The 23,442-nt window shown below is 60.9% G+C and carries 20 protein-coding genes; 11 read left to right on the top strand and 9 right to left on the bottom strand.

What is annotated here, in order from left to right; genetic code table 11:
- Positions 1-65: 65 nt before the first annotated feature.
- Positions 66-455 (top strand): tautomerase family protein, encoded by a 390-nt coding sequence (locus AC3EMD_RS08645; protein WP_032733312.1) that lies wholly within the window; start codon positions 66-68, stop codon positions 453-455.
- A 21-nt stretch (positions 456-476) separates the two neighbouring features.
- On the opposite strand, the gene AC3EMD_RS08640 is transcribed toward AC3EMD_RS08645, so the two are convergent.
- Complete coding sequence (locus tag AC3EMD_RS08640) at positions 477-1,208, bottom strand: HPP family protein (protein ID WP_008804145.1); 732 nt, start codon at positions 1,206-1,208, stop codon at positions 477-479.
- 200 nt (positions 1,209-1,408) lie between these two features.
- Here AC3EMD_RS08640 and AC3EMD_RS08635 point away from each other — a divergent pair, with 200 nt between their 5' ends.
- Positions 1,409-2,518 (top strand): adenosylhomocysteinase, encoded by a 1,110-nt coding sequence (locus tag AC3EMD_RS08635; RefSeq protein ID WP_302074032.1) that lies wholly within the window; start codon positions 1,409-1,411, stop codon positions 2,516-2,518.
- A gap of 45 nt (positions 2,519-2,563) precedes the next feature.
- On the opposite strand, the gene cobT is transcribed toward AC3EMD_RS08635, so the two are convergent.
- The 6 genes from cobT to dacD all read right to left on the bottom strand — a co-directional run bounded on the left by cobT (position 2,564) and on the right by dacD (position 8,172).
- A complete protein-coding gene (cobT, locus tag AC3EMD_RS08630) occupies positions 2,564-3,631 on the bottom strand; it encodes a nicotinate-nucleotide--dimethylbenzimidazole phosphoribosyltransferase (RefSeq protein WP_008804143.1) in 1,068 nt (355 codons plus the stop codon).
- Between the two features lie 27 nt (positions 3,632-3,658).
- A complete protein-coding gene (gene cobS / locus AC3EMD_RS08625) occupies positions 3,659-4,399 on the bottom strand; it encodes an adenosylcobinamide-GDP ribazoletransferase (protein ID WP_008804142.1) in 741 nt (246 codons plus the stop codon).
- A 312-nt stretch (positions 4,400-4,711) separates the two neighbouring features.
- On the bottom strand, positions 4,712-5,035 hold the full coding sequence (locus AC3EMD_RS08620; protein ID WP_002911883.1) for a DUF496 family protein: 324 nt from the start codon (positions 5,033-5,035) through the stop codon (positions 4,712-4,714).
- Positions 5,036-5,202: 167 nt separating this feature from the next.
- A complete protein-coding gene (locus AC3EMD_RS08615) occupies positions 5,203-6,261 on the bottom strand; it encodes an FUSC family protein (RefSeq protein ID WP_302074031.1) in 1,059 nt (352 codons plus the stop codon).
- Positions 6,262-6,359: 98 nt separating this feature from the next.
- A complete protein-coding gene (gene sbmC, locus AC3EMD_RS08610; protein WP_016161443.1) occupies positions 6,360-6,833 on the bottom strand; it encodes a DNA gyrase inhibitor SbmC in 474 nt (157 codons plus the stop codon).
- 175 nt (positions 6,834-7,008) lie between these two features.
- The gene (gene dacD / locus AC3EMD_RS08605; RefSeq protein ID WP_016161444.1) at positions 7,009-8,172 is read right to left on the bottom strand and encodes a serine-type D-Ala-D-Ala carboxypeptidase DacD; all 1,164 of its coding nucleotides are present in this window, start codon (positions 8,170-8,172) and stop codon (positions 7,009-7,011) included.
- Between the two features lie 180 nt (positions 8,173-8,352).
- Here dacD and sbcB point away from each other — a divergent pair, with 180 nt between their 5' ends.
- Both sbcB and AC3EMD_RS08595 read left to right on the top strand, forming a co-directional pair.
- Positions 8,353-9,777: an exodeoxyribonuclease I gene (gene sbcB / locus AC3EMD_RS08600; protein WP_032733314.1), complete on the top strand. Its 1,425-nt coding sequence runs from the start codon at positions 8,353-8,355 to the stop codon at positions 9,775-9,777.
- Positions 9,778-9,906, top strand: a complete 129-nt coding sequence (locus tag AC3EMD_RS08595) for a hypothetical protein (RefSeq protein WP_254914408.1) — start codon at positions 9,778-9,780, stop codon at positions 9,904-9,906. It begins immediately after the preceding gene.
- Between the two features lie 105 nt (positions 9,907-10,011).
- Here the strand turns inward: AC3EMD_RS08595 and fusA are convergent, their stop codons facing one another.
- On the bottom strand, positions 10,012-12,114 hold the full coding sequence (fusA, locus tag AC3EMD_RS08590) for an elongation factor G (protein ID WP_008804137.1): 2,103 nt from the start codon (positions 12,112-12,114) through the stop codon (positions 10,012-10,014).
- Positions 12,115-12,354: 240 nt separating this feature from the next.
- Here fusA and AC3EMD_RS08585 point away from each other — a divergent pair, with 240 nt between their 5' ends.
- Positions 12,355-12,663, top strand: a complete 309-nt coding sequence (locus AC3EMD_RS08585) for an ArsR/SmtB family transcription factor (RefSeq protein ID WP_008804136.1) — start codon at positions 12,355-12,357, stop codon at positions 12,661-12,663.
- A 16-nt stretch (positions 12,664-12,679) separates the two neighbouring features.
- On the opposite strand, the gene nifJ is transcribed toward AC3EMD_RS08585, so the two are convergent.
- The gene (gene nifJ / locus AC3EMD_RS08580) at positions 12,680-16,195 is read right to left on the bottom strand and encodes a pyruvate:ferredoxin (flavodoxin) oxidoreductase (protein ID WP_302074030.1); all 3,516 of its coding nucleotides are present in this window, start codon (positions 16,193-16,195) and stop codon (positions 12,680-12,682) included.
- A gap of 403 nt (positions 16,196-16,598) precedes the next feature.
- Here nifJ and nifH point away from each other — a divergent pair, with 403 nt between their 5' ends.
- The 6 genes from nifH (at position 16,599) to nifE (ending at position 23,434) form a co-directional block, all read left to right on the top strand.
- The gene (nifH, locus tag AC3EMD_RS08575; protein WP_004203553.1) at positions 16,599-17,480 is read left to right on the top strand and encodes a nitrogenase iron protein; all 882 of its coding nucleotides are present in this window, start codon (positions 16,599-16,601) and stop codon (positions 17,478-17,480) included.
- A gap of 16 nt (positions 17,481-17,496) precedes the next feature.
- Positions 17,497-18,945 carry a nitrogenase molybdenum-iron protein alpha chain gene (nifD, locus tag AC3EMD_RS08570; protein ID WP_012541112.1) on the top strand — a complete coding sequence of 483 codons (1,449 nt, stop codon included), beginning with the start codon at positions 17,497-17,499 and terminating at the stop codon, positions 18,943-18,945.
- 55 nt (positions 18,946-19,000) lie between these two features.
- Positions 19,001-20,563, top strand: a complete 1,563-nt coding sequence (gene nifK, locus AC3EMD_RS08565; protein WP_008804133.1) for a nitrogenase molybdenum-iron protein subunit beta — start codon at positions 19,001-19,003, stop codon at positions 20,561-20,563.
- Positions 20,564-20,602: 39 nt separating this feature from the next.
- The gene (gene nifT, locus AC3EMD_RS08560; RefSeq protein ID WP_004203557.1) at positions 20,603-20,821 is read left to right on the top strand and encodes a putative nitrogen fixation protein NifT; all 219 of its coding nucleotides are present in this window, start codon (positions 20,603-20,605) and stop codon (positions 20,819-20,821) included.
- A gap of 10 nt (positions 20,822-20,831) precedes the next feature.
- Positions 20,832-21,494 (top strand): NifB/NifX family molybdenum-iron cluster-binding protein, encoded by a 663-nt coding sequence (locus tag AC3EMD_RS08555; RefSeq protein WP_008804132.1) that lies wholly within the window; start codon positions 20,832-20,834, stop codon positions 21,492-21,494.
- A gap of 566 nt (positions 21,495-22,060) precedes the next feature.
- Complete coding sequence (gene nifE, locus AC3EMD_RS08550) at positions 22,061-23,434, top strand: nitrogenase iron-molybdenum cofactor biosynthesis protein NifE (protein ID WP_060876524.1); 1,374 nt, start codon at positions 22,061-22,063, stop codon at positions 23,432-23,434.
- Positions 23,435-23,442: the final 8 nt, after the last annotated feature.

The raw sequence follows: 23,442 nt of genomic DNA, 5'->3' as shown, positions 1-23,442 counted from the left end.
CGCGACGGCATCGGCTAGCATCCTGTTCAGCCCGTCATTATTCCCTAACGATAAGGAACACCTGCATGCCATTACTGACATTTGACCTGATTGAAGGCCGTACGGAACAGGAGATCAGAACCCTGCTGGATGCCGCCCATCGCGCCGTGCTGCGTGCCTTCGAGGTACCGGAACGCGACCGCTACCAGATTGTTCACGAAAACAAAGCCCACCATATGGTGATTGACGATACCGGCCTCGGACTGACCCGCTCGCGGGATCTGGTGGTGGTGCGGGTCTATACCAGCCCGCGCAGCGAGGCGCAGAAGCAACGCTTCTTCGCCCTGTTGCAGGGGGAGCTGGCGGAGCACTGCGGCCTGAGCGGCGATGATGTGATGGTGTCGATTATCAGTAATCAGAAAGGTGACTGGAGCTTTGGCCGCGGGGTCGCGCAGTATCTTACCGGCGATCTGTAACCCGCAGCCCGAAGCGCGCCCTTAGCGGCGGGCAGCCATCGCGATACGCTGGCGCGCCTGCTGCTCGATATTCTCCAGCAGTTCCTGGACATCGTCTTCATCAATGTCGAGGAACTGGCCTTCCAGCAGCGCGGCGTGAATATCCTCCCGGGTGACCGAGATGCCCAGTGGCACCGCCCGGGGCTTGACCTCCTCCGCCGCCAGCGGATGCGGATAGCGGCGGCCAACCAGGTTATTAAACACGATGGCCAGCAGCGCCAGCATCAGCGAGTTGAGCAGCACCGGCGTCAGTACAAAGTGATAGCCTTCGCTGTGCACCCCGGCGCCGCCGAGGATCGCCGTCAGGGCCACCGCGCCGCCGGGGGGATGCAGACAGCGCAGAAAATACATCCCGGCGATCGCCAGCGCGGCCGCCAGCCCGCAGGCCAGCGCCGGGTCGGGAACCAGCATGCCCACCGTGACGCCGATCAGCGCCGACAGCACATTACCGCCGACAATCGACCACGGCTGCGCCAGCGGGCTGCTCGGCACGCCAAATAACAGCACCGCCGACGCGCCCATGGGGGCAATAAACCACAAATTGACTTCGCCGAGCAGCCAGTGGCTGAACATGCTGGTCACCGCCAGCCCGGTGCCGGCGCCAATGGATCCCAGCACGATATGCCGGCGGGCCACCGGTAGCGCGTGCGGCTTCAGGCGCCCAAGGAAAATCCGCAGCCGTGAAAACAGCCCCGCAGAAATGACACTCAACATCGCTTTATCGCTTAGGTCATAGGAATTACTTATATTTTATTTTCTTTTTTTAACCTTACATTAACAACCATGTATTTCACAGGGGGATAGCGTGGGCAATATCGTCCAGAGGGCACAGGGCTGTGAATTCTCGCGTGGGCTGATAGAATCCCTTTTCTGTCAGGGGGATACCCCTTTTGCGAACTGAAGGTCATAACCCAGTGAATAATAAAATCTCTTTAGTGAAAGAAGTGGCATGGGCCAGTCAGAATATGCCGCGTACCCTGCGTCAGGTCGCCGCCCTGCCCGACCTCAGCGGCGTGCGCCTGGCCTGCTGTATGCACCTCGACATGAAAATGATCCCGCTGGTGCAGGGGATCCTCGACAAGGGCGCTCAGGTCTTTTTAACCACCTGTAACCCCACCACCGTGCAGGACGACGTGGTGGCCTGGCTGGTGGAGCGCGGCGCCGATGCCTGCGCGTGGCGCAATATGAGCGACGCCGACTGGCAACAGTCATGGGAAAAAGCGATTGCCTGGCAGCCCACTCACCTGTGCGAGATGGGCGCCGATATCACCACCCTGCTCCACCAGCGCGGCGAGTTTGGTAACATCGTGGCGGGTCTGGAAGCCACTGGCTCGGGCGTCAATCGGCTGGGCGATATTCAGCCAGGCTATCCGATCTTTAACTGGGACGATCTGCCGGTCAAAGAGGGGCTGCACAACCGCCATATGGTCGGTCTCACCGCCTGGCACACCTTCTTCCAGACCACTCATCTCACCCTGCATGAGAAAAAAGTGCTGGTGATCGGCTACGGCCCGGTCGGCCAGGGCGTCGCGGCGGCGGCAAAAGCCTTTGGCGGTCAGGTGATGGTGGCGGAGATCGATCCTGCCCGTCGTCTGCAGGCGGCCTACGACGGCTGGCACGTGGTGGATCTGCAGGAGGCTATCGCCTCGGCGGACGTGGTGGCCACGGCGACAGGCGGGAAAAACGTGGTTAATCGCCAGGCGCTGGAGCGCGCGAAAGCGGGAGTCTTTATCCTTAACGTCGGCCACGTGGCGGAAGAGATCGACGGCGAGTACCTGCGCCAGTACCCTCAGGAAGAGGTGATGCCGTATATCAACGCCTACCGCATGGCCGACAAAACCATCTATCTGCTGGCCAATGGTTCGATGCTCAACCTGACCGCGGGCTTCGGCGACAGCCTGAACGCTTTTGACGTCACCCTGGCGGTGATGGCCAGCGGCATCCGCCATATTGTCACCGACGGCATGCGCGCCCCGGCGCAGGTTTACCTCCTGCCCCAGGCGATCTGGCAGCAGGCGCTGTAAACGCAGCGCATCGTCCCCCCATCGTGGAGACGATGCGCTCTACCATCAGGACGACGGCGCGGTATTGGGCAGCACAATGTTGCTCTGCGCCAGCGTTCCCATCTGGTTGTACATCACGCTGGCGGCCTCCAGCAGGTGCATGGCCAGCGCGGCGCCGCTGCCCTCTCCCAGGCGCATGTCCATATCGAGATAGGGCCGCAGACCCAGCGCGTCCAGGGCGATCTGCGCCCCTTTCTCCGCCGACAAGTGCGAAGGGACAAGATAAGGATGCGCCGTCGGGGCCATGCGACACGCCGCCAGGGCAGAGGCATAGGAGAGGAAGCCATCCAGCACCACCGGCAGGCCACAGGAGGCCGCCCCGAGGATCACCCCGGTCATGCCCACCAGATCGTAACCGCCCACCTTCGCCAGGACATCCAGCCCCTCTTCCGGGTTCGGCTGGTTAAGGGCTATCGCCTGGCGCACCACCGCCACCTTATGGCCCCGCTGCGCCAGCGGCAGATTGGCCCCACAGCCCACCACGGCGTCAGGATCGCTGCCCGTCAGGACACTGATCACGGCTGCGGCCGGGGTGGTATTGGCCATTCCCAGTTCGCCGACGCCAAAAACTTTCACCCCGTCGGCGGCGAGCTGGCGGGTGAGATGCATGCTGGCCAGCAGCACCGTCTCCGCCTGCTGGCGACTCATCGCCGCCGTCCGGGCGATATTCCCGCTACCGCGGGCCACCTTGAGGTTAATCAGGCCCGGCAGCGGGTCGGCATCGATGCCGACATCCACCACCTGCACCCTGGCCCCGGCCTGCGCCGCCAGCACGCAGACGCCGGTGTTGCCCCGCACCATATTGCCGGCATGAATGGCCGTCACCACCTGCGGCGAAGGCGTCACGCCTTCATGCCAGACGCCATGGTCGGCGCACATGACCACTATCGCCTTCTCCGCCAGCGCCAGCTGCCCCTGCAGCCCCGGCAGACCAGCCAGTTGCACGGCCAGGGTCTCCAGACGGCCAAGGCTACCGGGCGGCTTTAACAGGCCATCAATATGCTGCTGAGCGCGCGCCATGCCCGCCACATCGGGCTGCGGAATGGCAGCCAGTAACGCAGAAAGTGTTTCCATTCTGTTCCTCATCGTTGGCGCCAGGCCTTACAGCAGCGCCAGTAAAAAGAGTAATTCACCCAGCTCAATCGCCGCCCCGAGAGTATCCCCGGTCTGCCCGCCGAGGGTTCGCTTCAGCGCCCATCCCAGACCCCAGATCAGCACCAGGGTGATCAGCGCGGCGCGCAGGCCCTGCAGCCCCAGCAGGACGGTGGCCAGCGCTACCCCCATCGCCATCGTCACCAGCGTCTGCTGCAGGCTAACTTTGCCAATAAACAGATTGCCCAGCCCCTTTTCCCGCGCGTAGCGATGACGATACATCAGCAGCACCGCCATTCCGCGACCGACGGCGCAGGCCGCCGCCAGCGCGGCGATGGGGTGGGTATCGCGCAGCAGCAGCTCGCCGACCACCAGCACTTTCGCCACCAGCACGAAGATCAGCGCCAGCCCGCCGTGGGTGCCCAGCCGGCTGTCGCGCATGATCTCCAGCATCCGATCGCGGGTGCGGGCGGAGAAGATGCCGTCGCAGGTATCAGCCAGCCCGTCAAGGTGAAATCCGCCGGTGAGCAGCGCCAGCGCCAGCACGCCGAACAGCGCCGCCAGCGGGACGCCGCACCACGGCTGCAGGAGGAGCGCCACTGCGCCGGCGATGGCGCCGAGCAGTAAACCGACCAGCGGAAAGGTGACGATACTGCGCTGGTACTGTTCGATCTCCAGGCCCTGAGATAACCGCGCCGGGACCGGCAGGCGGCTGATAAACGAGAGTGCAGCAAAGAATGACTTAATCACGTGAGGTTGACTCCTGTCGGCGAAAGCAGCGGAAGAGTTCGGTCACGCCCGGTCAGCACCTGAGTTTGTCTTCTGGCGAATCGATCGTCGGAGAGGTGAGAGGTGTTGAGATATCGCTCTGACGCCGCTGCGTCAGATGCCCGGCCAGGATGAGAGAAACCTTTCCGATATCAATACGTTTTCGCGGGGCAGTATAGCAAAGAGTCGGTGAGGAGAGTCAGTTGCCGGGACAAAGTTTTGCAGAAAAAGAGACGAATGGGGAGGTAAAGCAGAACAGCCCGGCGACGTCGATCGCCGCCGGACCGGCAGGGATTAGCCTTCGACTTTGGCTTCGCCCATCACTTTCAGTTTTTTGGAGATGTCGCGGCGCTCTTTGGACAGCTCGGCATTTTTGATGATGTAATCATCAACGCGATCTTCGTAATCGCTCTTCATGCTGGCGATGATGCCCTGGATAGCTTCCACGCTCATGCCCGGTTTGATGTAGTCGCTGAGGTTGTCCAGCAGCAGAACACGCTTCTGGTTATCACGGATCTTTTTCTCAACGTCCTGAATTTCACGCTGCAGTTTGTTCTTACGACGGTACAGACGAACAAACTCCAGTACGTCCTGGAAAGAAGGCTTAGTTGTTTCCATTTTTACACCCCTAATAATTGAGATTCGGATTCGTAAAGCGACTGCGTTATAGGGCTAACATAACTGCTAGCAGTCGCTGATGACAATGTTTTTTCCTTTGCGTTTATCATAACCCTAAACGCTGCTGAATCGAAACAACCCATGCAGTTACCCGGTGCATCTGGTGCTTATTTGCGCAACGCGCGGCAGATCAGATGCGACAGCAGCTCCAGCTGGCGCGCCAGTTCAATCGAGAGCCAAACATAGCCATGAATTGGGGTTTCCGCCAGGCTGTCGTCACCCTGCTCTTTCATCAGCTGGCGCAGTTCGAGAACGATCTCATTCAGCTTTTCATTGTTGGCGCGCACAGGCTGAGGGTTCCCTTCATACAAGGCGTGGGCGATGGCCAACAGCGTCTGCTGGGTCATCTGCTGCGTCTCCCGCAGGGTGTGCGCATTGAGCATCACAAAATGACCCGGACGGGTGGCCCACCAGGCGTTGATCTGCAGCTCCAGCATGCAGACGAGGTTGCGGCTGACGGTCTGGATAGCCTCGAAGATCGCCTTCTGGATGTGCGTCTCTTTGCTGGCGGGGGTGATCAGCCCGCGCATTTTGACGACGTCGTTCAGCGCCTGCTGGAGATGCTTTTCCAGCCGCGGCCGATCCACCAGATTTGGCGAGAAGCCGGCCTGGTAGAGGCGGTTAAAGTTGGCGACATAGCTGGCCATCTGGATGCGCCAGTGGATGAACGCCCGCTGCGGCCAGATACCGGTAAACAGCATCGCCAGCAGCGAGCCGAAGATCACGTCGCCGCTTCGCCACAGCGCGGTATGCATATCGCCGGGCGGCGCCCCGACCACCACCGACAGGGTAATGCCGATCAGCAGTGCCTGATAGGGTTTCTTGCCCAGCGCCAGCCAGCCGCAGAGGAACATTGCCGCCGCGCACCAGAGGACCATCAGCGGCAGGGAGATGAGCTCAAGCTTCAGCGCCACCAGCCCCAGCGCCGAGCCGAGGATCGTGCCGCCGATGCGCTGAAACGCCCGCGGCACGACGTTGCCCCAGAAGGAGATCGGCCCCATCACCACCACCAGGGTGATGAGAGGCCAGGTCCCCTCAGGCACGTTCAGCAGCCGCACCAGCAAAAAAGTGAGCACAAAGGCCAGCGCAATCCGCACGCCATGCACCACCCGATAATGGCGATACAAGCGGATCTCAAATGGCTTGAGTGATTTATCAGCGCGCACAACCCTCTCCGGCAAAACGAAAAGGCCAATTGTAACTGCTTTTTCGCCCGGAGCGTGCCGGGAATGTAAAAATCCTTGTCCGGAACAGGGGTAAACCGCTACGACGCGACGCGCTCAACGGGGACATACATGTCGATATCCCAGTAGCCGTCGTGGTTGCCGTCGTTGAGATAGATCTCAAAACAGGGCCTGGGGGCCACGCGATACGTTGTGCTCTGCAGCAGGCTGTCGAAAAACTGCATCCACGGGGTGGCAAAATCGTAATCCACCACCCGCGCGCGGGCGCAGGCGTAATCCCCGCCGGCAATCGCCGCCAGTATCACCCCTTCGCTGTTGGCGGGAATGACGTAATCCTCGTCAACGGCGACCACGGTGGCGCAGCGCAGTTTTTCCGCCGGCACTTCCTCCGGGTTATCGTAGTAGACGGCAAGCCATTCACGGGCGGGCACCTGATGGTTCTCAACCCACATCATCAGTTGCTCAAACCCCTGCTTGACCGTTTGATCCCAGGGCCCGACCAGATGGAAACCGGCAATGGTTTTCTTGCCGAGGGTGGTGATGCTGTAGTTCATCTTGCCTCCTTTGGAGATAAATGACTGTATGAATATACAGTTAATTTAACAGGAGATCCCCCCTCAGTATGTGCGCGAATTCACAGAGTCGCCATCACACTGCTGAAAAAACAGGCGCCCCGCCAGCAGGAGCGACAGACGAAAAAAACCGCCTGCAAAGAGGCGGTTATCATGGTTACAGCTCGTGGTGCAGGTAATCGCTCATTCGCGAGAACACCCCGCCTTTATTGATGCTTTCGAGGGTGACCAGCGGATAGTGCCCCACCACCTTGTCGCCGTCATACAGCGAAATCTCGCCGACCCGCTGGTTGGCGGCGATCGGCGCCTCCAGATCCTTCTTATCCAGCACATATTTCGCTTTAATCCGCGACACTTCCGCCTTCGGCAGCGCTAACCAGAAATCCTGATCGGTGCCGAGCTTAATCTGCTCTTTATCGCCGTACCAGATGCGTTCGGTGCCGACCTTCTGGCCTTTCTGCAGCACCTGCACGGTGTCAAAGTTCTGCTGCCCCCAGTGCAGCAGTTTAGCGGCCTGCTGCTCGCGGCCTTTCGGACTGTCCGCCCCCATCACCACGGCGATCAGCCGGCGCTGGCCATCCACCGCCGAGGCGATCAGGTTGAACCCGGCGCCCGAGGTGTGGCCCGTTTTCAGGCCATCGACGTTCATGGTTTTATCCCACAGCAGACCGTTACGGTTTTGCTGGGTGATCCCGTTCCACGTCAGGCTTTTCTGGCTGTACATGTGGTAGACGTCAGGTTCGCCATGAATAATCGCCCGCGACAGCACCGCGAGGTCATAGGCAGAACTGTGCTGGCCCGGGGCGTCGAGGCCGTGGACGGTTTCGAAATGGGTATCCCGCAGGTGCAATTTTTCGACATACTGATTCATCAGGGCGACAAACTGCGGCTGGCCGCCGGCGACATAGTCGGCCAGCGCGACGCAGGCGTCGTTACCGGAGTCGACAATCAGCCCACGGCTGAGGTCGCGGACGCTGACCCGATCCCCTGGTTTTAAGAACATCAGGGATGACCCGTCGAACACCGGGTTGCCCTTCGCCCAGGCGTCTTTACCCACGGTGACGATGTCGTCAAAGGTGATACGATGGCTGTCGATGGCGCGGTCGACCACGTAGCCGGTCATCAGTTTGGTCAGACTGGCAGGATTGCGCTGCTGATGTTCGTTACCCGCGGTCAGGACCTGACCGGTGGTGTAATCCATCAGCACCCAGGAGCCAGCCTGAATAGCCGGTGGCGCGACCGTAGCAGGGAAGTCGACGGCAAATGCGCAGGAAACGCTCGAAGCGAGCAAAGATACAGCAATAAACAAACGGCCTTTCAACGGCATATCCTCTAGATTTACAGATCCGCCGTCCTTTTTACGGAACTTCGCGTTTCATATCAGGGTTTAATTGCAAGAAAATATGACACAGCAGAGGAAGTTGCTTGCCGTTACCCTTCTGATGACCGGGCAAATCGTTTACCATACCGGTCGCACGCCACCACGGATAATGAACAGACTATGCAAGATAGCGTCAACCAGCCCGGATTTTTATTCCACGATTATGAAACCTTCGGCACCAGCCCTTCCCTCGACCGGCCGGCGCAGTTCGCCGCCATCCGCACCGACGCGGAGCTGAACGTGATCGGCGAGCCCGAGGTGTTTTACTGCAAGCCCGCTGACGATTATCTGCCGCAGCCGCAGGCGGTGATGATCACCGGGATCACCCCGCAGGAAGCGCTGGCCAAAGGGGATAATGAGGCCGCGTTTGCCCGCCGCATCCACGATCTGTTCACGGTGCCGCAAACCTGCATCGTCGGCTATAACAACGTGCGCTTTGATGACGAAGTGACGCGGAATATCTTCTATCGCAACTTCTATGACCCTTATGCCTGGAGCTGGCAGCACGATAACTCGCGCTGGGATCTGCTCGACGTGATGCGCGCCTGCTATGCCCTGCGTCCGGAAGGGATCACCTGGCCGGAGAATGACGAGGGTTTGCCCAGCTTCCGGCTTGAACATCTGACCGTCGCCAACGGTATTGAGCACCAGAACGCCCATGACGCGATGGCCGATGTGTACGCCACCATCGCCATGGCGAAACTGGTGAAAACCCGGCAGCCGCGGCTGTTTGATTATCTCTACAGCCACCGCAATAAGCGCAAGCTGGCGACGCTCATCGACGTGCCGCAGATGAAACCGCTGGTGCATGTCTCCGGCATGTTTGGCGCCGCGCGCGGCAACACCAGCCTGGTGGCGCCCCTGGCCTGGCATCCGGAAAACCGCAATGCGGTGATTATGGTCGATCTGGCGGGCGATATGGCGCCGCTGCTGGAGCTCGATGCCGATGCCTTGCGCGAGCGGCTTTACACCCCGCGCGCCGAGCTTGGCGATCTGCCGGCGGCGCCGATCAAGCTGGTGCATCTCAATAAATGTCCGGTGCTGGCTCAGGCCAATACCCTGCGCCCGCAGGATGCCGACCGGCTGGGGATCTCCATTCAGCGCTGTCTGGAGAATGCCCAGCTGCTGCGGGCGAATCCGCAGGTGCGGGAGAAAGTGGTGGCGGTCTATGCCGAAGCCGAGCCGTTCGTGCCGTCCGAAAACGTCGACGCCCAGCTTTACAATGGGTTCTTTAGCGATGCCGACCGCGCGGCGATGAAAATCGTGCTGGAAACCGAACCGCGCAATCTGCCGGCGCTGGATATTACCTTCGCCGATAAGCGTATCGAACGCCTGCTGTTTAACTATCGGGCGCGCAACTTCCCCGGCACGCTCGATGAACATGAGCAGCAGCGCTGGTTAGAGCACCGTCGTCAGGTGTTTACGCCAGAGTTTTTGCAGGCCTATGCCGATGAGCTGCAGATGCTGTATCAACAGTATGCGGATGATAAAGAGAAGCTGGCGCAGCTGAAGGCGCTGTGGCAGTACGCACAGGATATTGTCTGATTGGCTGACATTCCCGGGTTGCGGCTAACGCCTTACCCGGGCTACAAACTGTATCAGCAGTATGCGGATGATAAAGAGAAGCTGGCGCAGCTGAAGGCGCTGTGGCAATACGCACAGGATATTGTCTGATTGGCTGACATTCCCGGGTTGCGGCTAACGCCTTACCCGGGCTACAAACGATGGCTGGACTCGTAGCCCGGGTAAGACGCCTCGTGTCGCACCCGGGAACGTTGCTTAGCTTTTCGCGCGGCTGGCGATGATTTCATCCGCCACATTACGCGGCGCTTCCGCGTAATGGTGGAACTCCATGCTGTAGGTTGCCCGTCCCTGAGACATCGAGCGCAGCGTGGTGGAATAACCAAACATCTCCGCCAGCGGCACGTCGGCGCGGATGATCTGGCTGCCGAAGCGCTCTTCCATCCCCTGCACCATCCCGCGACGGGAAGAGAGATCGCCCATAATATTCCCGGCGTACTCTTCCGGCGTCTCCACCTCGACGTGCATCACCGGCTCAAGGATCACCGGATCCGCTTTGCGCGCGCCTTCCCGGAAGCCAAAGATCGCCGCCATGCGGAACGCCATCTCCGAGGAGTCCACGTCGTGGTACGACCCGAAGGTCAGGGTCGCTTTCACGTCAACCACCGGATAACCCGCCAGCACGCCGGTGCCCATCGCTTCGCGCAGCCCTTTCTCCACGGAAGGGATGTACTCGCGTGGCACCACGCCGCCTTTGGTGGCGTCCTCGAAGACGAAACCGCTGCCCGGCTCCAGCGGCTCCAGGGTCAGCACGACGTGCCCGTACTGCCCTTTGCCGCCGGACTGGCGCACAAATTTGCCTTCCACGTCCGTCACTTTCTTGCGCAGGGTTTCGCGGTAGGTGACCTGCGGACGACCAATGTTGGCCTCGACGCCAAACTCGCGCTTCATCCGGTCGACAATGATCTCCAGATGCAGCTCGCCCATGCCGGAGATAATCGTCTGGCCGGACTCTTCATCGGTATGTAGACGGAACGACGGATCTTCCGCCGCCAGCCGCTGCAGCGCGATGCCCATTTTCTCCTGATCCGCTTTGGTCTTCGGCTCGATGGCCAGCGAAATCACTGGCTCCGGAAACTCCATCCGTTCGAGGGTAATGATCGCATCCGGATCGCACAGCGTATCACCGGTGGTCACATCCTTCAGACCGACGCAGGCCGCGATATCCCCGGCGTGCAGTTCGTCAACTTCGTGGCGGTCGTTGGCCTGCATCAGCACGATACGCCCGATGCGCTCTTTCTTGCCCTTCACCGGGTTCCACACCGCATCGCCTTTCTTCAGCGTCCCGGAGTAGACGCGGATAAAGGTCAGCTGGCCGACGTAGGGGTCGGTCATCAGTTTAAACGCCAGCGCCGACAGCGGCTCATCGTCGCTCGGATGGCGTTCCGCCGGCTGGCCTTTCTCATCAACGCCTTGTATCGCCGGAATATCCAGCGGCGACGGCATCAGCTCCACCACCGCATCGAGCATGCGCTGCACGCCTTTGTTTTTAAAGGCGCTCCCGCAGAGCACCGCCTGGATTTCCCCCTTCACCGTGCGCTGGCGCAGACCAGCAACGATCTCCGCCTCGTCCAGCTCACCGGTTTCCAGGTATTTATCCATCAGCTCATCGCTGGCTTCCGCCGCCGCCGAGACCATTTTCTCCCGCCACTGCTGTGCCGTCGCCAGCAGATCGTCAGGGACAGGCCCATAGCTGAAGGTCATGCCCTGGGTGGCGTCATCCCACAGGATGGCGCGCATTTTCACCAGATCGACAACGCCGGTGAAATGCTCTTCGGCGCCAATGGGGATCACAATCGGCACCGGGTTAGCCTTCAGACGGTCGATCATCATCTGCACCACGCGGAAGAAGTCCGCGCCGGGGCGGTCCATCTTGTTGACGAAGGCCAGCCGCGGAACGTGGTATTTATTCGCCTGGCGCCAGACGGTCTCCGACTGGGGCTGCACCCCACCGACGGAGTCATACACCATCACCGCGCCGTCGAGCACGCGCATGGAACGTTCCACCTCAATGGTGAAATCCACGTGCCCCGGGGTGTCGATGATATTGATCCGGTGCGGCTCGAAGCTGCGGTCCATACCCGGCCAGAAGCAGCTTACCGCCGCCGAGGTAATGGTGATCCCGCGCTCTTGCTCCTGGGCCATCCAGTCGGTGGTTGCCGCGCCATCGTGTACTTCACCCAGCTTATGGCTCATCCCGGTGTAAAACAGGATGCGCTCGGTAGTGGTGGTTTTACCGGCATCGATATGCGCGGAGATACCGATGTTGCGATAACGTTCGAGGGGGATGGGTCGGGGCATGATGCGTCCTTAGTCGTTTTGACTGTCAGTCTGCGGTCGGAATGATCCGCAGTTCATTTAACTGCCGCCTATCATAGTACAACTGTACGAGTATATTCGAACTATTTTTGCTATTATTACGATTGGTCAGGTTGCGGCGGCGCGCGTGGCATCAGAACCGGAGTTTGGGTATAGTAGCCGCCAGCCGCCGATATGGGCTGCGGCTGCCATGCGCCGCGCCACTGCCGACACAGGATTATTATGATCGCCAATCACCCCGAACGAGAACAAATTCGCCTGGAAAATGTCCTTTCCGCGCTCGGTAACCCACTGCGACTGGAGATCATCCGCACGCTGGCCGACGGCAGCGAGCTGAGCTGCAACGCTCTGCGCCAGGAAGAGGTGGCCAAGTCCACCATGACCCACCACTGGCGCGTCCTGCGCGACAGCGGTGTGATCTGGCAACGGCCTCAGGGACGGGAGAACATGATTTCGCTGCGCCGGGAAGATCTGGACGCCCGTTTTCCCGGCCTGCTGGATACGCTGCTGAACGTGATGCAGCAGCCGTGAATCGCTAACCCACAGCCTACTCCTCTCCCGCCAGCCGCTGATACTGCCTGAAACGGGCCCGGGCATCGTCCTCCGTTTGCCGGAACAGCGCGTCCGCCAGATCCGGCGTGGTTTTATGCAGCGCGGCATAGCGCACCTCGCCGAGCAAAAAGTCGCGGAAACTCTCTTCCGGCTCTTCGGAGTCCAGTATAAACGGCGTTTTGCCCTCGGCTTCCCGCTGCGGATGATAGCGCCACAGGTGCCAGTATCCCGCCTCCACCGCCCGCTTCGCCTCGCGCTGACTGCAGCGCATCCCGGCTTTCAGGCCGTGGTTGATACAGGCGGCATAGGCGATCACCAGCGACGGTCCCGGCCAGGCCTCGGCCTCGGCGATGGCCCGCAGGGTCTGATCTTTATCGGCGCCCATGGCGATCTGGGCAACGTAAACATTGCCGTAGCTCATCGCCATCATGCCGAGATCTTTTTTACGCGTGCGTTTCCCCTGAGCGGCAAATTTGGCGATCGCCGCCACCGGGGTCGATTTGGACGACTGGCCGCCGGTGTTGGAGTAGACCTCGGTATCAAACACCAGAATATTGACGTCTTCCCCACTGGCCAGCACATGATCGAGGCCGCCAAAGCCGATATCGTAGGCCCAGCCGTCGCCGCCGAAGATCCACTGCGAACGCCGGACGAAATAGTCGCGGTTCTGCCAGAGCTGCTCCAGCAGCGGGACGCCCTCTTTTTCCGCCGCCAGCAACGCACTGAGGCGGTCCGCGCGCTCGCGGGTCCCCTCCCCCTCATCCTGCTGCGCCAGCCACTGCCGCATCGCGGCGTGAAGCGCGTCGCTGACCGGCAGCGCCAGCGCGGCGGTCAGCTCCTCGGCGATCTGTTGGCGGATCGCCTGGCCGCCAAGCATCATGCCGAGACCGAACTCGGCGTTATCCTCAAACAGCGAGTTTGCCCACGCCGGTCCGTGGCCGCGATGGTTGGTGGTATAGGGCATCGAAGGCGCGCTGGCGCCCCAGATCGAAGAGCAGCCGGTGGCGTTGGCGATCAGCATCCGGTCGCCAAACAGCTGGGTGATAAGCCGGGCATAGGGCGTTTCTCCGCAACCCGCGCAGGCGCCGGAAAACTCCAGCAGCGGCGTTTCGAACTGGCTGCCTTTGACCGTCGTTTTGCGAAACGGGTTATCTTTTGGCGCCAGTCCCAGGGCGTAATCCCAGACCGGAGCCATCGCACGCTGGCTGTCGAGGGAGACCATCTGCAGCGCCTTGCCGCGCGACGGGCAGCTCTCCACGCAGTTGCCGCAGCCGGAGCAGTCCAGCGGCGAGATAGCCAGATGATAGTGATAGTCTTTGGCCCCCTGGGCGGGTTTACTCAGCAGCCCGGCGGGAGCCGTGTCCTGCTCTTCAGGGCTCAGTAACGCCGGGCGGATCGCCGCATGCGGGCAGACAAAGGCGCACTGGTTACACTGGGTACAGCCGTCAGGCTGCCAGACCGGCACCTCCAGCGCGATGCCGCGCTTCTCCCAGGCGGCGGTGCCGGAGGGAAAGGTGCCGTCTTCCATTCCGGCGAAGGCGCTCACCGGCAACAGGTCGCCACGCTGGCGGTTCATGGGCTGCAGGATATCGCGGATGAAGTCCGGCATCAGGGTGCTCGCCTGCGGTGCCGGCGCCTCGAGGGTCGCCCAGTGGGCGGGTACCGTCACCCGGTGCAGCGCCGCCATCCCCAGCTCGATAGCCCGCTGGTTCATCTCAATGACGCTCGCCCCTTTGCTGCCATAGCTTTTCTCCACCGCCTGCTTGAGATAGTCTGCCGCCGTTTGCGGATCGATAATCGCCGTCAGCTTAAAGAACGCCGCCTGCATCAGCATGTTAAAGCGCCCACCGAGGCCCAGCTCGCGGGCAATGTCCACCGCATTAAGGGTATAAAAGTCGATCTTTTCCTGCGCCAGATAGCGCCGGACGCTGACCGGCAGGTGCTGCTCCAGCTCTGCCTCGGACCAGCTGCAGTTGAGCAGAAAGGTGCCTCCCGGCTTCAGCCCCTCCAGCAGGTCGTAGCGGTCGACATAGGATTGCTGAGAGCAGGCGATAAAATCGGCCCGGTGGATCAGGTAGGGCGAGGTGATCGGCCGGTCGCCAAAGCGCAGGTGCGAAACGGTGATCCCCCCGGACTTTTTCGAGTCGTAGGAAAAGTAGGCCTGGGCGTAGAGTGGCGTGTTATCGCCGATGATCTTGATGGCGCTTTTGTTCGCCCCGACGGTGCCGTCCGAGCCCATCCCCCAGAATTTACAGGCGGTGATCCCGGCATGGGAGACCGCCAGCGGTTCCTGCCGGGCGGGCAGCGAGGTAAAAGTGACATCATCGACAATACCCAGGGTAAATCCGTCCTTCGGCAGCGGCTGCCTGAGGTTGTCAAACACCGCGGCGATATCGTTGGGCAGCACGTCCTTACCGCCGAGCGCGTAGCGGCCGCCGACGATCAGCGGCGCATCGTCGCGTTGATAGAAGGCGCTCTTGACGTCGAGGCACAGCGGTTCCGCCTGCGCCCCCGGCTCTTTGGTGCGGTCAAGGACGGCAATACGCTGCACGCTGGCGGGCAGTTGCGCGAAAAAGTGCGCCAGCGAGAACGGCCGATAGAGATGGACGCTGAGCAGCCCCACCTTCTCCCCCTCCGCATTCAGCGTCTCCACCACCTCCTGGACGGTGTCGCACACTGAGCCCATGGCGATAATCACCCGCTCGGCATCCGGCGCGCCGTGGTAATTAAACAGGTGATATTCCCGCCCGGTCAGCGCGGTGATCTTCGCCATATAGCTTTCCACCAGATCGGGCAGCGCGAGGTAGAAGCGGTTACCGGCCTCCCGCTCCTGGAAGTAGATATCCGGATTTTGCGCGGTGCCGCGGATCACCGGATGATCCGGGTGCAGCGCCTGCCGACGAAAGCGCTCCAGCGCCGGCCGGTCCAGCAGCGTCGCCAGTTGCTCATACGCCAGCACCTCAATCTTCTGTATTTCGTGCGAGGTGCGAAAGCCGTCGAAGAAGTTGATAAACGGGATCCGCCCGGCGATCGCCGCCAGGTGCGCCACCGCCGACAGGTCCATCACCTGCTGAACGTTATTCTCTACCAGCATGGCGCAGCCGGTCTGCCGTACCGCCATCACGTCCTGGTGGTCGCCAAAAATATTCAGCGAATTGGTCGCCAGCGCCCGCGCGCTGACGTGAAAAACACCCGGCAGCAGTTCACCGGCAATTTTGTACAAATTGGGGATCATCAGCAGCAGCCCCTGCGACGCGGTGTAGGTGGTGGTGAGCGCTCCCGCCTGCAGCGCGCCGTGCACCGCCCCGGCGGCACCGGCTTCGGATTGCATCTCCATCAGGCGCACCGGCTGGCCAAACAGATTCTTTTTCCCCTTAGCGGCCCATTCATCGACATTTTCCGCCATCGGCGTGGAGGGGGTGATGGGGTAGATGGCCGCCACGTCGGTAAAGGCGTAGGAGATCCAGGCCGCCGCCGTGTTGCCATCCATTGTTTTCATGTTTCCGGACATCGTTCAATCCTCAAAGGTGAGCGTTCTCTTTACCGCGGCAGCCCGCGGCAAACCCTGTCACCTCTCCAAGCACAGCCTGTGCCAGCTCGCAAATTGCCGCCTGTCACTCATCAATTCAACAGGTTAAGGGAAGAAACGCGCAGGCCCGTCCGGCGGGATTGCGGGGAATAAGACACTGTGCGCGACAAGCTGTTGAACAGGTGACAAAGCGCCGCGCCGGGCCCGTGGCGGGAAATTGTTCTGTTTCGCACATTTGGTAGCGTTATTGTGCCGTTTGCTCAGCCTCCCTGCGCGACTGCTTTACAAAAAATACTTATTTATCAAATAACTGAGAAAAAATTCGCAGCTGGTACGTTCCCTGCACTTCTCTGCTGGCAAACACTCAACAACAGGAGAAGTCACCATGACCATGCGTCAATGCGCTATCTACGGTAAAGGCGGTATCGGTAAATCCACCACAACCCAGAATCTCGTCGCGGCCCTCGCCGAGATGGGTAAGAAAGTGATGATCGTCGGCTGTGATCCGAAAGCGGACTCCACCCGTCTGATCCTTCACGCTAAAGCCCAGAACACCATCATGGAGATGGCGGCGGAAGTGGGCTCGGTCGAGGATCTGGAGCTCGAAGACGTGCTGCAAATCGGCTATGGCGATGTCCGTTGCGCCGAATCCGGCGGCCCGGAGCCAGGCGTCGGCTGTGCCGGACGCGGGGTGATCACCGCCATCAACTTCCTCGAGGAAGAAGGCGCCTATGAAGAAGATTTGGATTTCGTCTTCTATGACGTCCTCGGCGACGTAGTCTGCGGCGGCTTCGCCATGCCGATCCGCGAAAACAAAGCCCAGGAGATCTACATCGTCTGCTCCGGCGAGATGATGGCGATGTATGCCGCCAACAATATCTCCAAGGGGATCGTGAAGTACGCCAAATCTGGCAAGGTGCGCCTCGGCGGCCTGATCTGTAACTCGCGCAAAACCGACCGGGAAGACGAACTGATCATCGCCCTGGCGGAGAAGCTTGGCACGCAGATGATCCACTTCGTTCCCCGCGACAACATTGTGCAGCGCGCGGAGATCCGCCGGATGACGGTGATCGAGTACGACCCGACCTGTCAGCAGGCGAATGAATATCGTCAACTGGCGCAGAAGATCGTCAATAACACCAAAAAAGTGGTGCCAACGCCGTGCACCATGGACGAGCTGGAATCGCTGCTGATGGAGTTCGGCATCATGGAAGAAGAAGACACCAGCATCATTGGTAAAACCGCCGCTGAAGAAAACGCGGCCTGAGCACAGGATCCTCACCATGACCAACGCAACAGGCGAACGTAACCTTGCGCTCATCCAGGAAGTCCTGGAGGTGTTTCCCGAAACCGCGCGCAAAGAGCGCAGAAAGCACATGATGATCAGCGATCCGCAGATGGAGAGCGTCGGCAAGTGCATTATCTCGAACCGTAAATCGCAGCCCGGGGTGATGACCGTGCGCGGCTGCGCCTATGCGGGCTCGAAAGGGGTGGTGTTTGGGCCAATCAAAGACATGGCCCATATCTCGCACGGCCCCATCGGCTGCGGCCAGTATTCGCGCGCCGGACGGCGCAACTACTATACCGGCGTCAGCGGTGTCGACAGCTTCGGCACCCTGAACTTCACCTCTGATTTTCAGGAGCGCGATATTGTTTTCGGCGGCGATAAAAAGCTGACCAAACTGATCGAAGAGATGGAGCTGCTGTTCCCGCTGACCAAAGGGATCACCATCCAGTCGGAGTGCCCGGTGGGCCTGATCGGCGATGACATCAGCGCCGTAGCCAACGCCAGCAGCAAGGCGCTGGATAAACCGGTGATCCCGGTGCGCTGCGAAGGCTTTCGCGGCGTATCGCAATCGCTGGGCCACCATATCGCCAACGACGTGGTGCGCGACTGGGTGCTGAACAATCGCGAAGGGCAGCCGTTTGCCAGCACCCCGTACGATGTTGCCATCATTGGCGATTACAACATCGGCGGCGACGCCTGGGCCTCGCGCATTCTGCTGGAAGAGATGGGGCTGCGCGTAGTGGCGCAGTGGTCCGGCGACGGCACCCTGGTGGAGATGGAGAACACCCCATTCGTTAAGCTTAACCTCGTCCACTGCTACCGTTCGATGAACTATATCGCCCGCCATATGGAGGAGAAACATCAGATCCCATGGATGGAATATAACTTCTTCGGCCCGACCAAAATCGCCGAATCGCTGCGCAAGATCGCCGATCAATTTGATGACACCATTCGCGCCAATGCGGAAGCGGTGATCGCCAAATATGAGGGGCAGATGGCGGCCATCATCGCCAAATATCGCCCGCGGCTGGAGGGGCGCAAAGTGCTGCTGTACATGGGGGGGCTGCGGCCGCGCCACGTCATCGGCGCCTATGAGGATCTCGGGATGGAGATCATCGCCGCCGGCTACGAGTTTGCCCATAACGATGATTACGACCGCACCCTGCCGGACCTGAAAGAGGGCACCCTGCTGTTTGACGATGCCAGCAGCTATGAGCTGGAGGCCTTCGTCAAAGCGCTGAAACCTGACCTCATCGGCTCCGGGATCAAAGAGAAATATATCTTCCAGAAAATGGGGGTGCCGTTCCGCCAGATGCACTCCTGGGACTATTCCGGCCCCTATCACGGCTATGACGGCTTCGCCATCTTTGCCCGCGATATGGATATGACCCTGAACAATCCGGCGTGGAACGAACTGACTGCCCCGTGGCTGAAGTCTGCGTGATTGCCCCTTCACTGTCCCGTCAGTCCACCGATTTGTGGCGCGGGAGGAGAACACCATGAGCCAAACGATCGATAAAATTCACAGCTGTTATCCGCTGTTTGAACAGGATGAATACCAGACCCTGTTCCAGAATAAAAAGACCCTTGAAGAGGCGCACGACGCGCAGCGTGTGCAGGAGGTTTTTGCCTGGACCACCACCGCCGAGTATGAAGCGCTGAACTTCCAGCGCGAGGCGCTGACCGTCGACCCGGCAAAAGCCTGCCAGCCGCTCGGCGCCGTACTCTGCGCGCTGGGGTTCGCCGGCACCCTGCCCTACGTGCACGGCTCCCAGGGCTGCGTCGCCTATTTTCGCACCTACTTTAACCGCCATTTTAAAGAGCCTGTCGCCTGCGTCTCCGACTCCATGACCGAGGACGCGGCGGTGTTCGGCGGCAACAACAACATGAATCTGGGCCTGCAGAATGCCAGCGCGCTGTATAAACCCGAGATTATCGCCGTCTCCACCACCTGCATGGCCGAGGTGATCGGCGACGATCTGCAGGCGTTTATCGCCAACGCCAAAAAAGAGGGATTTGTTGACGATAGCATCGCCATTCCTTACGCCCATACCCCCAGCTTTATCGGCAGCCATGTCACCGGCTGGGACAATATGTTTGAAGGGTTCGCGAAGACCTTTACCGCTGACTACGCCGGGCAGCCGGGCAAACAGCAAAAGCTCAATCTGGTGACCGGATTTGAGACCTATCTCGGCAACTTCCGCGTGCTGAAGCGGATGATGGCGCAGATGGATGTCCCGTGCAGCCTGCTCTCCGACCCATCAGAGGTGCTCGACACCCCCGCCGACGGCCATTACCGGATGTACGCCGGCGGCACCAGCCAGCAGGAGATCAAAACCGCGCCGGACGCCATTGACACCCTGCTGCTGCAGCCGTGGCAGCTGGTGAAAAGCAAAAAGGTGGTTCAGGAGATGTGGAACCAGCCCGCCACCGAGGTGGCCGTTCCGCTGGGCCTGGCCGCCACCGACGCGCTGCTGATGACCGTCAGTCAGCTGACCGGCAAACCGATCGCCGACGCTCTGACTCTGGAGCGCGGCCGGCTGGTCGACATGATGCTGGATTCCCACACCTGGCTGCATGGCAAAAAATTCGGCCTCTACGGCGATCCGGATTTCGTGATGGGGCTGACGCGCTTCCTGCTGGAGCTGGGCTGCGAGCCGACGGTGATCCTCAGTCATAACGCCAATAAACGCTGGCAAAAAGCGATGAAGAAAATGCTCGATGCCTCGCCGTACGGTCAGGAAAGCGAAGTGTTCATCAACTGCGACCTGTGGCACTTCCGGTCGCTGATGTTCACCCGTCAGCCGGACTTTATGATCGGTAACTCCTACGGCAAGTTTATCCAGCGCGATACCCTGGCAAAGGGCAAAGCCTTCGAAGTGCCGCTGATCCGTCTGGGCTTTCCGCTGTTCGACCGCCATCATCTGCACCGCCAGACCACCTGGGGCTATGAAGGCGCAATGAACATCGTCACGACGCTGGTGAACGCCGTGCTGGAAAAACTGGACCACGACACCAGCCAGTTGGGCAAAACCGATTACAGCTTCGACCTCGTTCGTTAACCATCAGGCGCCCCGCCGCAGGCGGGGCCAGGAGGGAGTATGCCCATCGTGATTTTCCGTGAGCGCGGCGAGGCGCTGTATGCCTATATCGCCAAACAGGATCTGGAGGCCCGGGTGCTCCAGGTCGAACATGACGAGACGGACCGCTGGGGCGGCGCGATTGCCCTCGAAGGGGGACGTCGCTACTACGTCAATCCGCAGCCGGGGCGACCCGTCTTCCCGATAAGCCTGCGCGCCACTCGCAGCACGCTGCTATAAGGAGCTGGAAATGTCCGACAACGATACCCTTTTCTGGCGTCTGCTGGCGCTGTTCCAGACGCTGCCGGAGCTGCAGCCGGTGCAAGTCGTCGACTGGTTGGCGCAGGAGTGCGGCGAAACGTTGACCCCGGCACGGTTAACCACCCTGACGCAGCCTCAGCTGGCCGCCAGCTTTCCTTCGGCGACGGCGGTGATGTCCCCGGCCCGCTGGGCGCGGGTCATCGCCTGCCTGCAGGGGGTGCTGCCCGGCCATTTGCGCATCGCCCGCCCCCCTCAGCGAACGCCGCAGCTGCGGGTCGCTTTTTGCTCGCAGGATGGCCTGGCCATCAATGGTCATTTTGGCCAGAACCGGCTGTTTTTTATCTATGCCTTCGATGACCAGGGCGGCTGGCTGGCGGATCTGCGCCGCTATGCGTCTTCTTCTGCGGCGTCGGACGCCAGCGAGATGCGCGCCAGGCTGCTGGAGGATTGCCATCTGCTGTTTTGTCAGGAGATTGGCGGGCCTGCCGCCGCGAGGTTGATCCGCCATCAGATCCATCCGATGAAAGCGCCGCCAGGCACGACGATTCAGGCTCAGTGCGACGCGGTAAGCACGATGCTGGCCGGTCGGCTGCCGCCGTGGCTGGCGAAGCGCCTCAACCGGGATAACCCTCTGGAGGAACGTGTTTTTTAATCGTTGTGTTGTGCTTGTTGCCCGCCGACCCCGCGGGCCTTTTTTTTCTGGCCAGATTATCGCAAACCACTGCCGCACAAAGGCAAAAAAATTCTGTTTAACAGAAGGTTCCGTTCACATTCACTCCTTAGTCATAAATAAACTTCTCAACAGGTGAACGGCATGGGGGGCGTTTCGCTCGCCCCCCATGACCCCCGGCATTGCGCTGAAAATTGCCGCTGCGCGGTACGCTCCACTCCGGCTTCATCTGGCGGGACGGGCGGACTCGACATCCCTGTCTCGACCGCCCTCTGGCCGCCGTCCTGGCGGCCAGCCCTTGATGTGCGCCTGCGTTCTCGCCAATTTTCTTTACGCGACCCAACCCCCTCGCGGCGAGTCATTCGCCAGTATGCGGCAATACTGTCGCGGTAAATCCAGTTATCAGCGCGATAAATCATGCCTTCCCCCTGTTTGATTGTTGCCTTTGTCGCAAAACCCACAACCCTTTTCCCTTAAAAATCAATCTCCCTCTCCCTGGAGCGCGAATTGCATCACCTCTCCGGTCTCCCACCGTCAACGAGGTCACTATGAAGGGAAAGGAAATTCTGGCGCTGCTGGACGAACCCGCCTGCGAGCACAACCAGAAGCAAAAATCCGGCTGCAGCGCCCCTAAGCCCGGCGCTACCGCCGGCGGCTGCGCCTTCGACGGCGCGCAGATAACGCTCCTGCCCATCGCCGACGTCGCGCACCTGGTGCACGGCCCCATCGGCTGCGCGGGCAGCTCGTGGGATAACCGCGGCAGCGTCAGCGCCGGCCCGGCCCTCAACCGGCTCGGCTTTACCACCGATCTTAACGAACAGGATGTGATTATGGGCCGCGGCGAACGCCGCCTGTTCCACGCCGTGCGTCACATCGTCGACCGCTATCATCCGGCGGCGGTCTTTATCTACAACACCTGCGTACCGGCGATGGAGGGCGATGACATCGAGGCGGTCTGCCAGGCCGCACAGACCGCCACCGGCGTCCCGGTCATCGCTATTGACGCCGCCGGTTTCTACGGCAGTAAAAATCTTGGCAACCGAATGGCGGGCGACGTGATGCTCAGGCAGGTGATTGGCCAGCGCGAACCCGCCCCGTGGCCGGACAACACGCCCTTTGCCCCGGCCCAGCGCCACGATATCGGCCTGATTGGCGAATTCAATATCGCCGGCGAGTTCTGGCAGGTCCAGCCGCTGCTGGATGAGCTGGGGATCCGCGTCCTCGGCAGCCTCTCCGGCGACGGCCGCTTTGCCGAGATCCAAACCCTGCACCGGGCGCAGGCCAATATGCTGGTGTGCTCGCGCGCGCTGATCAACGTCGCCCGGGGGCTGGAGCTGCGCTACGGCACGCCGTGGTTTGAAGGCAGCTTCTACGGGATCCGCGCCACCTCCGACGCCTTGCGCCAGCTGGCGACGCTGCTGGGGGATGACGACCTGTGCCGCCGCACCGAGGCGCTGATCGCCCGCGAAGAGCAGGCGGCGGAGCAGGCCCTGGCGCCGTGGCGTGAGCAGCTCCGCGGGCGCAAAGTGTTGCTCTACACCGGCGGCGTGAAATCCTGGTCGGTGGTATCGGCCCTGCAGGATCTCGGCATGACCGTGGTGGCCACCGGCACGCGGAAATCCACCGAGGAGGACAAACAGCGGATCCGTGAGCTGATGGGCGACGAGGCGGTGATGCTTGAGGAGGGCAATGCCCGCACCCTGCTCGACGTGGTGTACCGCTATCAGGCCGACCTGATGATCGCCGGCGGACGCAATATGTACACCGCCTGGAAAGCCCGGCTGCCGTTTCTCGATATCAATCAGGAGCGCGAGCACGCCTACGCCGGCTATCAGGGCATCATCACCCTCGCCCGCCAGCTCTGTCTGACCCTCGCCAGCCCCGTCTGGCCGCAAACGCATACCCGCGCCCCGTGGCGCTAGGAGAACAC

Source organism: Klebsiella sp. PK18, assembly GCF_057784655.1.
Note: the sequence above shows the minus strand (reverse complement) of the source record. Positions and strands in the feature narration are given on the sequence as shown.

Bases quoted from the DNA above. Each gene is read 5' to 3' on its own strand.
- AC3EMD_RS08620 (WP_002911883.1), bottom strand. From the start codon at position 5,035: ATGGAAACAACTAAGCCTTCTTTCCAGGACGTACTGGAGTTTGTTCGT.
- nifJ (WP_302074030.1), bottom strand. From the start codon at position 16,195: ATGTCCGGAAACATGAAAACAATGGATGGCAACACGGCGGCGGCCTGG.
- AC3EMD_RS08645 (WP_032733312.1), top strand. From the start codon at position 66: ATGCCATTACTGACATTTGACCTGATTGAAGGCCGTACGGAACAGGAG.
- sbcB (WP_032733314.1), top strand. From the start codon at position 8,353: ATGCAAGATAGCGTCAACCAGCCCGGATTTTTATTCCACGATTATGAA.
- nifE (WP_060876524.1), top strand. From the start codon at position 22,061: ATGAAGGGAAAGGAAATTCTGGCGCTGCTGGACGAACCCGCCTGCGAG.
- AC3EMD_RS08640 (WP_008804145.1), bottom strand. From the start codon at position 1,208: ATGTTGAGTGTCATTTCTGCGGGGCTGTTTTCACGGCTGCGGATTTTC.
- nifD (WP_012541112.1), top strand. From the start codon at position 17,497: ATGACCAACGCAACAGGCGAACGTAACCTTGCGCTCATCCAGGAAGTC.
- cobT (WP_008804143.1), bottom strand. From the start codon at position 3,631: ATGGAAACACTTTCTGCGTTACTGGCTGCCATTCCGCAGCCCGATGTG.
- nifT (WP_004203557.1), top strand. From the start codon at position 20,603: ATGCCCATCGTGATTTTCCGTGAGCGCGGCGAGGCGCTGTATGCCTAT.
- sbmC (WP_016161443.1), bottom strand. From the start codon at position 6,833: ATGAACTACAGCATCACCACCCTCGGCAAGAAAACCATTGCCGGTTTC.
- fusA (WP_008804137.1), bottom strand. From the start codon at position 12,114: ATGCCCCGACCCATCCCCCTCGAACGTTATCGCAACATCGGTATCTCC.
- AC3EMD_RS08555 (WP_008804132.1), top strand. From the start codon at position 20,832: ATGTCCGACAACGATACCCTTTTCTGGCGTCTGCTGGCGCTGTTCCAG.
- nifH (WP_004203553.1), top strand. From the start codon at position 16,599: ATGACCATGCGTCAATGCGCTATCTACGGTAAAGGCGGTATCGGTAAA.
- AC3EMD_RS08585 (WP_008804136.1), top strand. From the start codon at position 12,355: ATGATCGCCAATCACCCCGAACGAGAACAAATTCGCCTGGAAAATGTC.
- nifK (WP_008804133.1), top strand. From the start codon at position 19,001: ATGAGCCAAACGATCGATAAAATTCACAGCTGTTATCCGCTGTTTGAA.